Below are 12,251 nucleotides of genomic sequence, written 5' to 3'. Positions count from 1 at the left end.
AACGATTCTAGCAGGTGGGGTTATGTTGGGGGCGTAACCAGCGCTGATTTTGGCCGGGCTGGCCGCCCTGACCGTGTTAGCTTCGGACATGCGCCGATTGCTGCCCCTGCTGCTCCTTGCACCCCTCGCCAGTTGCAACCAGACCAAGCCTCAGGTTCAGATTGTCAGTGTGACGGTCAGCGCCGACGTTCTGGAAGCCTGCGGCGAGGTGAAGTGGAACGAAGCGGCCATAGGCTGGGTCAGCGGCAACACGGAGCAGGTCCTCAGGTATCTGCCGGCGGACGGCTCTGCCGCGTCGTTTGTCCCCGTCGACCTGCAAGGCCGGGCCGCGCTCCTGCGTCAGGCCGGACGGTACGAGCTGCTCAACACGACGCGCGTCAACCTGGGCGGCCTGGATTCCACCTTCACCTGCATGAAGAACGGCCAGACGGCGAGGGCCAGTGTCAAGCTGGCGAGCATCGGCACTTCCGCGCTGACCGTGCTGAACATCGGGGGTAGGCAGCTCGGGGCAGAATGGCACGTGTCGCTGCCCCCGGCCTGACCGACTGTCCCCCGCCCGGTGCCGCTTTTCGCCGCGCCTAACCCTGTTAGCCTTCCCCGATGGACCGCACGAGCAGGATTGCCCTCGGCAGCGTGGTGGTGGCCGCCGTCGTGCTGGCCCTCAAATTCGTCGCGTATCTGCTGACGGGCAGCGTGGCCCTGTACTCGGACGCGCTGGAAAGCATCATCAACGTGGCGGCGGCCCTCGCTGCCCTGATCGCCCTGCGGGTGGCCGCCCGGCCCGCCGACGCCAATCACCCTTACGGTCACAGCAAGGCCGAATACTTCAGCGCGGTGGCGGAGGGTGTCTTGATCGTGCTGGCCGCCGTGAGCATCGCGCGGGAGGCTCTCCCGGCCCTGCAACATCCCCGGGTGGTCGAAGCTCCCCTCCCCGGCCTGCTGGTCAATCTGGGGGCGACGGGGCTGAATGCGCTCTGGGCAGGCGTGCTGCTGCGGGCGGGCCGGGCGGCCAGGTCGGTGGCCCTGTTGGCCGACGGCAAACACGTCCTCACCGATGTGGTGACCAGTATCGGTGTGCTGGCGGGGGTGCTGCTGGCCAGCCTGACCGGGCTGCACTGGCTGGACCCGGCGCTCGCGCTGCTGGTCGCCGCCAACATCCTCTGGAGCGGCTGGGCCCTGATGCGCGAGAGCGTGGGCGGCCTGATGGACGCGGGCGTGGACACCGCCACCGAGAACCGGATCCGGCAGGCCATGAGCGAACACGCCGAGGGCGCGCTGGAGATGCACGACCTCCGTACCCGGCACGCGGGCCGCATGACCTTCGTGGAGTTCCATCTCGTCGTGCCGGGCGAGATGAGCGTGCAGGAGGCCCACGCCATCTGCGACCGGCTGGAAGACGCCATCCAGACCGAACTCCCAGGTGCGAGCGTGACCATCCACGTCGAGCCGCAGGAGCAGGCCAAGCATCACGGGGTGCTGGTGGTCTAGAGCCTGGGACAGAATGACGGCCCCGGGGGAAAGCGCCCCAAGTGCCTTTCCAGCTGCCCTATGCTCCTGTCAACTTCACGCGCTGTCTTGGGCATCGTCGTGAACGGACGCGCATGAGCACGCCACGCCTCCAGAACGGACTCGCCTGAGCCAGCCTGCCCTCCCCTTGAGGACGCCAGCCCCCTCCCCTCGGCCAACGCCTGCGGAAAAAAGCCGCCTTACGGCAACGGCTTTAAGGCCACCACAAACATGGCCCCGACACGCTCGGCCGGGGCCACGGGAAAGCCGGCTTCAGTGGGTGCCCTGGCTGGGGCGCTGGCTGTCGCCCAGGCCATCCTCGGGCGTGTAGGTCAGGCACTGGGCCATCTGACCGCTCATCGCCACTTCGATCTGTCCGGCGTGGCACTCGCGCTCCTCGTTGTAGCGGCAACTGGTGGCGTCACAACGGCTCACGATGCTGCCCTGGGTGCTGTTCGTGTCGTTCATGGTGTGGCCTCCTGAACGCAGAGTGCATCCATCACAGGCGCGCGACCGTGTCCGTCCTCTCAAAATGAAGACTGGACTACAAATCCGAGTTTTCCGGGTATGATTCTCTGCTTATCCGCAGAAAGGCTGGCTGAGCAGGGAAACCGGAGTCAATTCAGAAGCGTGCCCCGGATACCCTGGGCGCACGCGATGCGGTGGGCGACCGCCTGGGCATCCAACGTGCCGTGGTCCCGCAGGCCCGCCGCGACCACTTCCACCTCGGCCCAGGACCGCCGGAGCGTGGCCCGCGCCCGCGCCTCCAGCACGGCGAGTTGCGCGTCGAGCACGCCGAGTTCTTCCGGGTCCCTCAGGGCGGCGGCCAGCAGGCTCCGGGGATCGCGGTCCTGGGCGAGCGGCGGGGCGGGCAGCTCCAGCAGACGGGCGACAGCGGTCTGGGCCAGGGCCACCAGCACGACCTCCTCCCGCAAGCCCCGGTTGAGGGCCAGAGCTTCGGGGTCGGGGGCGAGGGCATAGCTCACGCCGGACGCACCGTCCAGGGAAACCTGCGCCAGCCGCAGCGGCGCACGCGGATGGAGGCACGCCAGCACCGCCTCGGCGGCCCGCAGCAGCGACGCGGCGTACCGGTCACTCTGAAGGGGGGTTTCGGTGGAAGGGGTAGTAGGGAGGGGGTGCGTCATAATCCTGATCTCTTCTGTCAGGATAACGGCTGCCCCCGGGGAAACCAAGGGGTCAGGTGGCCCGGTGGGCGTTCACCCCCAGGCCCCCGGCACTTTTGCCTAGACCTCCAGGTCGCCCCGCGCCTTGCGGAACTTCTCTTCCAGAAACCGCTGATGGGTCAGCAGGTCCTGGCCCCCCGCCCGCAACGTCGTGCCCAGGATGTCCTGCACCGCGTCCAGCAGAATGTCGAGCTGTTCGCGGAGCAGGTCACGGCCCGTCTTGCCGTCCTGAAGGGGCGCGGTGTCGGCCAGCGTGGGCGGGAGCTTGAGGTAGGCCTGCACCGCCGTCGGCGCGTACTCTTCACGCACGGCGCGGGCCAGATACGCCGCCTCGCTGCCCTGCTGGCCCAGGGTTTCCAGGTGCGCCAGGGCCTCGCGGGTCCGCAGGTTCAGCGCGGCGAGCTGGGCGCGGGCCTCGCCCGGCAGGCGCTCGTCACGGAGATACGCGGTGAAGAGATCGGGGGCAGCGGGCGCGGGAACAGGGGGCGGAGGTGTCTCCAGGCGGTGTCTGGCCTGTCTCCGGGCCTCGCGGCGGGCCGCTTTCGCCGCCACCTTCTCCGCACGGGAGCCGAAACCGCCCAGCGGCAGGCCGCCCCCCTGCTCGGGCAGCGCGGAGACGGACGGCGAGGAACCCAGGGGGGCAGGGCCTTTTTCGCCCGGCCACGTGAAGACGGCGGTAAACAGCCAGATCATCCCCATGATGAGCAGCGGAAAGATAAGCCACGACGCCCCCAGGGCCATGAAGAACGCGGCGCTGACCAGACCCGCCAGCAGCGCGGGCCAGTGCTCCCGCCAGCGGTGAAAGGCCTGCGAGCCGAAGAAACCCAGCAGCATCCCCGCCGCCGGATGCACCACCCAGTCTGCCCCCAGCACCGCCAGCCCCACCAGCAGAGCCGCCGCCACCGCCACAGGCCGCCAGTCCCGGCCCCGGCGCGAGAAGATCACCGACGCGAAGAACGCCAGCCCCAGTCCGGCCAGCGGATGAACCACCCAACCGAACGCCCCGATCAGGGCCGCTAGAACGCCCACGACCGCTCTCCCCCCCGAAGCCGCCGCGCGGGCACCAGATCAGACATACCTCACCCTACGCTTCCCGGCCCGCCAGAGTTCCCGAACCGCGCTCCGCCACTGCCCGGGAAACGGAGAAACCCCCAGGGCTGCCCCGGGGGTCTCCTCTTTTTTCGTTTCAGCCCTGTGGGCGGCGCTTACTTCCTGAAGCTGGGGTTCAGAACCTTCTTGCGAAGGCGGATGTTGTGGGGCGTCAGCTCCACCAGTTCATCGTCGGCGATGTACTCCAGCGCGTCTTCCAGGCTCAGGCGCTTGGGCGGAATCAGGGTCAGGGCCTCGTCGGCCCCCGCCGAGCGGACGTTGGTGAGCTTCTTGTTCTTGCAGACGTTCACGTTCATGTCCTGCTCGCGGGCGTTTTCCCCCACGATCATGCCCACGTACACGTCCTGACCGGCGTCGATGAAGAAGTTCCCGCGGTCCTGAAGCTTGAAGATCGAGTAGGCGAAGGCCACGCCGTCTTCCATACTCACCAGCGAGCCGTTCTGGCGGGTCTTGAGTTCGCCGGCCCAGGGCGCGTAGCCGTCGAAGATGTGGCTCATGATGCCCTCGCCCTGGGTCATGGAGAGGAACTGGGTGCGGAAGCCAAAGAGCGCCCGGCTGGGAATCTTGAACTCCACGCGCACGCGGCTGCCCTGCGGCTCCATGTTGACCATCTGGCCCTTGCGCGCGCCCAGCACACCGATCACGGCGCTGGAGTGTTGCTCGGGCACGTCGATCACGAGGTGTTCGATCGGCTCGTGCTTCTGGCCGTCGATCTCGCGCACGATCACCTGCGGCGCGCCGACCTGCACCTCGTAGCCCTCGCGGCGCATGGTTTCCAGCAGGATGGAGAGGTGCAATTCACCGCGCCCCGACACCTTGAACTCGTCTGGGCGGATTTCCTCGACCTTGAGCGACACGTTGGTCATCACCTCGCGCTTGAGGCGGTCGTTGAGGTGCCGCGACGTGACGTACTTGCCGTCCTTGCCCGCGAAGGGGCTGGTGTTGGGCTGGAACAGCATGGAGACGGTCGGCTCGTCCACCGTGATGATCGGCAGCGCCTCGGGGTCGGCCAGGTCGGCCACCGTTTCCCCGATCTGCGCGTCCTCGATCCCGGCCAGGGCCACGATGTCCCCGGCCCCCACGCTGTCCACCTCGATGCGGCGCAGGCCCAGGTGGGTGAAGGGCTGCACGATCCGGCTCTTGGTCATGGAGCCGTCCTTGTGGATCAGCTGCACGAATTCGCCCTTCTTGACGGTGCCGCGCTGCACCCGTCCCAGCACGATGCGGCCCAGGTACTCGGAGTAGTCGAGGTTGGTCACGAGCATCTGGAAGGGCGCGTCCAGGTCCACCCTGGGCGCGGGAATGTGCTCCAGCACCATGTCGAACAGCTCGTGCATGTCGTCCTGGGGCTTGTCCAGCTCCTTGTAAGCCTTGCCTTCGCGGGCGACGGCGTACAGGATCGGGAAGTCGAGCTGGTCGTCGTTGGCACCCAGTTCGGCCATCAGGTCGAAGGTGAGGTTGACGACCTCCTCGGGGCGCGCGTCCTGGCGGTCGATCTTGTTGATCACCACGATGGGCTTGAGGCCCAGTTCGATGGCCTTGCGCAGCACGAAGCGGGTCTGGGGCATGGGACCCTCGGCAGCGTCCACCAGCACCAGCGCGCCGTCCACCATGCCCAGCACGCGCTCCACCTCGCCGCCGAAATCGGCGTGGCCGGGCGTGTCCACGATGTTGATCTTGACGCCCTTGTACTCCACGGCGGTGTTCTTGGCGAGAATGGTGATGCCGCGCTCGCGTTCGAGGTCGTTGCTGTCCATCGCGCGTTCGGCGATTTCCTCGCCGTGGCCGAGCTTGAGGGTCTGCTTGAGGAGGCCGTCCACCAGCGTGGTCTTGCCGTGGTCGACGTGCGCGATGATGGCGATGTTGCGGTATTCCATAGGTCAGCTCCCTTGTTCGGAGCGGTTGGCCCTCAGCCGTAAGCCTGAAGCCTTCTGCTCTGGTAGGCACGAAAAAGCCCGCCGCACGGCAACTCCTGCAAAGACTCCCGGAGTGCTGGCGTGGGCGGGACACCCAAACGGAGATTCTAGCAGATAAGGCGCCGCTCCGATCGGGGGCGTCTCACCTGGCCGGCGCGGCGCGGGCGACCGGTGATTGTCCCACCCTTCCGGCCGTGCTCCGCGCGCTATTCTGCCCCGCGTGCATGGCCCGTCCGAACATGGTCTTTCCGAACACGGCATGGGGGAACTCCGCCCGCTGATCGCGGAGAGGCTGCCAGCAGAGCGCGCGCGGATCGAGCGGGCCTACGAATTCGCGCGTGACGCGCACGAAGGCGTGAAGCGCCGCAGCGGCGAACCGTACATCACCCACCCGGTCGCGGTGGCGACGATCCTGGCTGGGTTGGGGATGGACACCGACAGCATCATGGCCGGCCTGCTGCACGACACGGTCGAGGACGTGGACGGCGTGACCTTCGAGGTGATCGAGGAGCACTTCGGCCCCGACGTGCGCCGCATCGTGGAGGGCGAAACCAAGGTCAGCAAGCTGTCCAAGCAGGGCAGCCAGCAGGCCGAGGTGGGCGACACCGGGCGTGACATGCAGGCCGAGAACCTGCGCCAGATGCTGATCGCCATGACGGGCGACCTGCGCATCATCGTGGTCAAGCTGGCCGACCGGCTGCACAACATGCGGACCCTCGGCAGCATGAAGCCCGAAAAGCAGGTGCGGATCGCCCGCGAGACGATGGACATCTTCGCGCCGCTCGCGCACCGCCTCGGCATCGGGCAGATCAAGTGGGAACTTGAAGACCTCAGCTTCCAGTACCTCCAGCCCGACGCCTACCAGTATCTCCAGACCCGCCTGCGCACCCGGCAGGAGGAACGCGACGCCCTGATTCAGGGGGCGGTGGTGCAACTGCGTGAGGCGCTGGAAGACGACCTCGAACTGCCCGAGTGGGTCAGCGACATCGACATCGCGGGGCGCAGCAAGCACCTCTGGAGCATCCACAACAAGATGCAGAAGGAGGGCAAGGCGCTGGAGCAGATTTTCGACCTGCTCGCCATCCGGGTGATCCTCACGCCCAGGGAGCTGACCGTGCCCCCCGGCACCGACGAGAAACGCCGCGAGCGGGCCGAGGAGACGCGCGAGAAACGCATCTGCTACCACACCGTCTCCATCGTGCATTCGATGTGGACGCCGCTGCCGGGCCGCTTCAAGGATTACATCGCGGTGCCCAAACCCAACGGCTACCAGAGCCTGCACACCACCGTCATCAGCCAGAGCGGCCAGCCCATCGAGGTGCAGATCCGGAGCCGCCGGATGCACGAGGTCGCCGAATACGGCGTGGCGGCCCACTGGATGTACAAGCAGGGCGGGGCGCTGGCGCAGAAGGACCGCGAGAACTGGATTTCCCAGCTGCGCGAACTCCAGAACGAGATCAACGACGCCAGCGACTACCTCGACGCGGTCAAGACCGACATCCTCTCGCAGCGGGTGCGGGTCTTCACGCCCAAGGGGCTGGCGATCAGCCTTCCGGCAGGCAGCACGCCCATCGACTTCGCGTACCACATCCATACCCGCATCGGCGAGACGACCGTGGGGGCGCGGGTGAACGGCAGCATCGTGCCGCTGTCGCACAAGCTGGACAACGGCGACATGGTCGAGATCGTGACCAGCAAGAACAGCAAACCCAGCCAGGGTTGGCTGAACTTCGCGGTCACGCGCAGTGCCCGGTCCAAGATCCGGCACCATTTCCGCCAGCAGGAGCGTGAGGAGGCCCTCCAGCACGGGCACGACCTGCTGGAACGCTACCTGCGCAAGCGGCAGCTTCCGGTGCGGCAGCTGATGCGGACCAAGCTGCTGGAGGAGGCCACCCAGAAGCTGGTCGGCACCCGCAACCCCGACGACCTGTATCTGGCGCTGCACGCGGGCAAGACCACGCCCAGCGCGGTGGGCCGCCTGCTCTCTCCCAGTCTGGCGCAGGAACAGTCGAATGTCCCCGCCCGGCGCGGTCCGGCGGCCCCCAAAGCGCCCGCGCCCGGCGGCGTGTACGTCGAGGGCTTTACCACCACGACCAAGCTGGCGCAGTGCTGCAACCCGATCCGGGGCGACCAGATCATGGGTTACCTCACGCGGGGGCGGGGCGTCAGCGTCCACCGCATCGACTGCCCCAACATGATCCGGCTGCTGAAAGACGAACCCGAGCGGTGCGTGGCCGCCTCCTGGGATTCGGGCACGCCGGGCGGCACCATCGTCGACCTCGACGTGGTCGCCCCCGACCGTCCGGGCCTGCTGGCCGACGTGCTGAGCGTGCTGGCCGCCGAGAAGCGCAGCCCGATGAAGGTCGAGGCGGGCGTGGGTGCCGACAGCACCGCCCACATCTACCTGCGGGTGGCCGTGACGGGCAATACCGATCTGGAAACCCTGCGGGCGGCGATCCTGCGCGTTTCCGGGATTACCGACGTCCTGCGGACCGGCAAGAACGGGGGCCGGGGCCGGGTGAGCGCCTGAACCGGAGCGTTTCCCGGCCCGTAGCCCCAGAATCAGCCTGTGCTGCGGGAAGCTGGAGGTCTACGGATTGCGTCCGCTTCCTTGACTCCTGGGATAGCGTCGGAAGTCCAGCTATCTCCCGGAACCCGTCTGTTCTCCTGCTCGCATCGTCGCGAACAGACGCCTGAGGACGCTGCTCCTCCCGCCCGGATGGAATCACTTCGTCAACGATTCCACCGGCGTTCGTCTTATAACTGCGTGCGGGACGGAGGCGGCACGCGCACGATGCTCAGCATGTAGCGCCCGAGGGCCTGAATCGCCTCATAGAAGTGGCTGAAGTCGATGGGCTTGACCATATAACTCGCCGCGTGCGCCTGGTAGGACCGCAGAATATCCTCGTCGGCCTGGCTGGTGGTCAGAATGATGACGGGAATGGTCATCAGCAGCGGGTCACGCTTGAGTTCGGCCAGCACCTCCAGACCGTTCATCCGGGGCATGTTGATGTCGAGCAGGATCACGTCGGGGCGGGGGACGTCCACATACTCGTCGCCCCGTCTCAGGAAGGCCAGCGCCTCCACGCCGTCACGGGTGATGTGCAGGCGGTTGGCGACGCCCGCAGAGGCAAAAGCTTCCTCGGTCAGGAGGATGTCGGGTTCACTGTCCTCGACAAGAAGAATTTCGATGGGGGTGGCATCCGGCATACACATCTCTGTCTCCTGTCGAGCTACCCGCAGTGTGCCGCCCGGGCCTGACAGATGGCTGAACGCGCGCTTCAGGTGCGCACAACGCTCCCTTGAGGTTCCCTTTGGCATTGCTGGACCGCAGGCCCCGGCCGCGTGTTCCCCCTCCCCTCCCGCGCGGCGGGCGGCCCGTGGGCTAGGCTGCCGGGCATGAACCTGCTGCAATCGGCGCTGGGGGGCGGCGCGATCTTCCCGGCCCCGGAGACGTTGCTGGACGGCCTGACCCTGGGGGCCGCCGCCCAGAGCGTGCCGGGCGTGCCCTATACGCTCGCAGAGTTGCTGGCGCACCTCGCGGTGACGCAGCGGGCCAGCCTCGACCTCGCCTCGGGGAAAAGGGAAACCTGGCCGGAGGGCCTGGACATCTGGCCGGACCTGCCCGACGAGGCCGCGTTCTCGGCCTGCCTGACCGAGCTGCGGCTGGGCCTGGCCGAGGCACGCGCCCTGGCTGAGCGGCCCTCCGAGCGGGCGCGGGAGGTGCTGACGGATCTGGCCGCGCACAGCGCCTATCACTGGGGCCAGGTGGCCCTGTTGCGGCGGGTGCTGGGCGAGTGGTCGCCGCCGGAAGGGCCGCAGGGGGAGGGAACGCCGTGACTGGGGATGCCGCGACAGACGCTCCTCCCCCGCGCGTCTCGGTGGGCAGCCTGAACCCCGCGAAGGTGCAGCCGGTCCGGGACGTCTTCCAGGGCTGGTGGCCCGGCGCGAGCGTGGAGGGTGTGGCCGTCGCCAGCGGCGTTCCCGACCAGCCCCTCGGGGAGGCGCAGACGCGCGAGGGGGCCGTGAACCGGGCACGCGCGGCCCTGGCCCTCAGCGGAAAGGCGGAGGGCTGGGGCCGCGCGCGCTGGGGTGTGGGGCTGGAAGGTGGCGTGACGTTTGCCGGACCTGACGGCTGGCTGTTCGGTGTAGTGGCCGTCGCGCACGCCTGGAAGGGCCGGGTGCGTGTGGAGGTGTCGCGCACGGCGGACCTGCGCCTGCCTCCCCTCGTCGCGGCGCGGGTCCGGGCGGGCGAGGAACTCGGGCCGGTGATGGACGACGTGCTGGGGATGAAGGACCTCAAGCGCGGGGTGGGGAGCGTGGGGGCACTGACCGGGGGGCTGGTGACCCGCGCGGACGTGTGGCGACAGGCGGTGGCCCTGGCTGCGACTCCCTTAAGGGACGGCCTGTATGGCGGAGCGGGGCTATACCCTGAAGCATGACTGGCGAAGCGCAGGTGACCAACAACGAGGCCGAGAGCCGCTATGAGATCAGGCAGGACGGGCGGGTGGTGGGGTTCGCTGAGTACCGCCCGGCGGGTGACGCCCTGATGTTCACCCACACCGAGGTCGAGGAAGGCCACGAGGGCCAGGGACTCGGTTCGCAGCTCGTCCAGGTGGCGCTGGACGACGCCCGCACGCAGGGCTGCCAAGTCGTGCCGATGTGCCCGTTCGTGGCCGCCTACATCCGCGAACACCCCGAGTACACGGAGCTGGTGCAGCCGGGACAGCGGGGCGTCTTCGGGCTGTAGGAAGAAGCCGCGCTTTTGCTTTCCATCCGATAACTCTTTACCTATCCAGCTTAACGTATGCTACCTTCACCAGCATGATCGTCGTGAAGGTGGGCGGAAGCGCCGGAATTGATTACGACGCGGTGTGCGCCGACCTCGCCGCGCTGTGGCAGGCGGGGCAGCGCTTCGTGCTGGTGCATGGCGGCAGCGGCGAGACGAACCGGGTGGCAGAAGCACTGGGGCACCCGCCGCGCTTCGTGACCAGCCCCAGCGGGTACACGTCACGCTTCACGGACCGCGAGACGCTGGAAATCTTCGAGATGGTCTACTGCGGCAAGATGAACAAGGGGATCGTCGAGCGGCTGCAACGTCTCGGCGTCAATGCGGTGGGCCTCAGCGGGCTGGATGGCCGCATCTTCGAGGGCCGCCACAAGGACAGCGTGCGCGCCGTCGAGAACGGCAAGGTGAAGGTGTTGCGCGGCGACCACACCGGCACCGTCGAGCGGGTGAACGTGGACCTGGTGAACCTGCTGCTGGGAGCGGGTTACCTGCCCGTGCTGACGCCACCCGCCGCCAGTTATGAGGGCGTCGCCATCAACGTGGACGGCGACCGCGCCGCCGCTGCCCTGGCCGCTGCCCTGCATGCCGACGCGCTGCTGCTGCTCTCCAACGTGCCGGGCCTGCTGCGAAACTACCCCGACGAGAGCAGCCTGATTCCGGCCATTCCCGCGAATGACGTGGACAGCTATCTGGCCTTCGCACAGGACCGCATGAAGAAGAAAGTGCTGGGGGCCGCCGAAGCCGTACAGGGCGGTGTGAAGCGGGTGATTTTCGGGGACGCCCGCGCGGGGCAGCCGGTCAGCGCGGCGCTGGCGGGAGCGGGGACGGTGGTGAGCTGAGGGGCGCGAACAGCGCCAGCACTTCCCGTGGGTCGGCGGGCGTGAGGTAATAGGTGGTCCCGTCCAGCGTGAGCAGCACCGCCGCATCAGGCCGTGCCGTGGTGGCGACGGCCTGCACCCGTCCGCCCCGGCCCGCCTTCAGAGCGTAGGTCCCCGTGAGGTAGCCCGGAACTGCTGTCCCGAAGAGGCGCACGCCCAGCCCCTCGCGGGTCACTTCGGCGCTCGTCCGGTCCAGTGGAAACCGCTGCGTGTGCAGGATACTGCGTGTGACGAGTTCGCCGGGAAGCAGGGTGTAGCGGATGCGCGCCGGGCGCAGCAGAAGCACCAGCGGCCCCAGGAGAACCAGCGCCATCAGCACAGCGAACAGGGCCGACGGGGGCCGGGCCGGGTAAAAGGTGCCCGTCTCCCCCGCCTCCCATACCCGCAGGAGGGCGTGCGGGTCGGCGGGTGTCAGGACCGTGACGCGGGGCCGCGTGAGAAAGACCAGCGCCGGGCTTGACCCGTCGGTGTACAGGTCCGCTTCCCCGAATCGTGCCACCTCGAAGCGCCCGACCACGTAGCCCGGTGCGTCCGATCCGACCGTTTTCCGCAGGCGGCGCACCTCCACCCAGTCCACGCCCGTCCCGGCAGGAATGACCCGGCTGGAGGCGACCGAGCGGGCGACAATCTCCCCTCCCCGCACCTCGTAGACCGGGCGACGCAGTACCCCGGGCAGCAGGGGCAGGGCCAGCAATCCCAGGAGGACGGCCACCAGCAACCACCGCACCCACGGCCACCAACGCGGCGGGGGCACGGTCACGGTGGGAATCACGCGCGGGGGAGGCTCGGCCATCACGGCCACTCTAAAGGGCAACCCGTCAGATGGACCACCCCGTCATCACCTGGGGTGGAGGTGCCAGGTGCCGCC

Annotated in this window: 13 protein-coding genes; 7 read left to right on the top strand and 6 right to left on the bottom strand. The window is 68.1% G+C overall.

Translation table 11 applies throughout. The features are described from left to right. The first annotated feature begins 88 nt into the window (after positions 1–88). Together DEIPH_RS16530 and DEIPH_RS16525 are read left to right on the top strand one after the other, a co-directional pair. Positions 89–541 (top strand): hypothetical protein, encoded by a 453-nt coding sequence (locus DEIPH_RS16530; protein ID WP_152545001.1) that lies wholly within the window; start codon positions 89–91, stop codon positions 539–541. 59 nt (positions 542–600) lie between these two features. After that, positions 601–1,488, top strand: a complete 888-nt coding sequence (locus DEIPH_RS16525; RefSeq protein WP_034360200.1) for a cation diffusion facilitator family transporter — start codon at positions 601–603, stop codon at positions 1,486–1,488. Positions 1,489–1,779: 291 nt separating this feature from the next. On the opposite strand, the gene DEIPH_RS16520 is transcribed toward DEIPH_RS16525, so the two are convergent. The 4 genes from DEIPH_RS16520 to typA all read right to left on the bottom strand — a co-directional run bounded on the left by DEIPH_RS16520 (position 1,780) and on the right by typA (position 5,677). Beyond that, positions 1,780–1,974, bottom strand: a complete 195-nt coding sequence (locus DEIPH_RS16520; RefSeq protein ID WP_034360198.1) for a DUF1540 domain-containing protein — start codon at positions 1,972–1,974, stop codon at positions 1,780–1,782. A gap of 149 nt (positions 1,975–2,123) precedes the next feature. Further along, a complete protein-coding gene (locus DEIPH_RS16515; RefSeq protein WP_034360196.1) occupies positions 2,124–2,651 on the bottom strand; it encodes a hypothetical protein in 528 nt (175 codons plus the stop codon). A 99-nt stretch (positions 2,652–2,750) separates the two neighbouring features. Then, positions 2,751–3,719 carry a hypothetical protein gene (locus tag DEIPH_RS16510; RefSeq protein WP_034360193.1) on the bottom strand — a complete coding sequence of 323 codons (969 nt, stop codon included), beginning with the start codon at positions 3,717–3,719 and terminating at the stop codon, positions 2,751–2,753. 176 nt (positions 3,720–3,895) lie between these two features. Continuing rightward, entirely contained in the window at positions 3,896–5,677 is a 1,782-nt protein-coding gene (gene typA / locus DEIPH_RS16505) for a translational GTPase TypA (RefSeq protein ID WP_034360190.1), read from the bottom strand. A gap of 298 nt (positions 5,678–5,975) precedes the next feature. On the opposite strand from typA, the gene DEIPH_RS16500 reads away from it, so the two are divergent. After that, on the top strand, positions 5,976–8,246 hold the full coding sequence (locus DEIPH_RS16500) for a RelA/SpoT family protein (protein WP_034360187.1): 2,271 nt from the start codon (positions 5,976–5,978) through the stop codon (positions 8,244–8,246). A 227-nt stretch (positions 8,247–8,473) separates the two neighbouring features. Here the strand turns inward: DEIPH_RS16500 and DEIPH_RS16495 are convergent, their stop codons facing one another. Further along, positions 8,474–8,932 carry a response regulator gene (locus DEIPH_RS16495; RefSeq protein ID WP_034360185.1) on the bottom strand — a complete coding sequence of 153 codons (459 nt, stop codon included), beginning with the start codon at positions 8,930–8,932 and terminating at the stop codon, positions 8,474–8,476. 183 nt (positions 8,933–9,115) lie between these two features. Here DEIPH_RS16495 and DEIPH_RS16490 point away from each other — a divergent pair, with 183 nt between their 5' ends. From DEIPH_RS16490 to DEIPH_RS16475, 4 genes are all read left to right on the top strand, one after another. Continuing rightward, positions 9,116–9,556, top strand: a complete 441-nt coding sequence (locus DEIPH_RS16490; RefSeq protein WP_034360183.1) for a DinB family protein — start codon at positions 9,116–9,118, stop codon at positions 9,554–9,556. Further along, positions 9,553–10,158: an inosine/xanthosine triphosphatase gene (gene yjjX, locus DEIPH_RS16485; protein ID WP_051517462.1), complete on the top strand. Its 606-nt coding sequence runs from the start codon at positions 9,553–9,555 to the stop codon at positions 10,156–10,158. The genes DEIPH_RS16490 and yjjX overlap by 4 nt, the downstream gene beginning before the upstream one ends. Next, on the top strand, positions 10,155–10,466 hold the full coding sequence (locus tag DEIPH_RS16480) for a GNAT family N-acetyltransferase (protein ID WP_034360179.1): 312 nt from the start codon (positions 10,155–10,157) through the stop codon (positions 10,464–10,466). Before yjjX ends, DEIPH_RS16480 begins: the two co-directional genes overlap by 4 nt. 74 nt (positions 10,467–10,540) lie before the next feature. After that, positions 10,541–11,344 (top strand): [LysW]-aminoadipate kinase, encoded by an 804-nt coding sequence (locus DEIPH_RS16475; RefSeq protein WP_034360177.1) that lies wholly within the window; start codon positions 10,541–10,543, stop codon positions 11,342–11,344. On the opposite strand, the gene DEIPH_RS16470 is transcribed toward DEIPH_RS16475, so the two are convergent. After that, entirely contained in the window at positions 11,304–12,176 is an 873-nt protein-coding gene (locus DEIPH_RS16470; protein WP_081790971.1) for a PH domain-containing protein, read from the bottom strand. The genes DEIPH_RS16475 and DEIPH_RS16470 overlap by 41 nt on opposite strands. Positions 12,177–12,251 lie beyond the last annotated feature (75 nt).

The sequence above is a fragment of the Deinococcus phoenicis genome (assembly GCF_000599865.1).
Lineage (GTDB): Bacteria > Deinococcota > Deinococci > Deinococcales > Deinococcaceae > Deinococcus > Deinococcus phoenicis.
The sequence above is the reverse complement of the archived record's forward strand: the minus strand, read 5'-3'. Positions and strand labels throughout refer to the sequence as shown.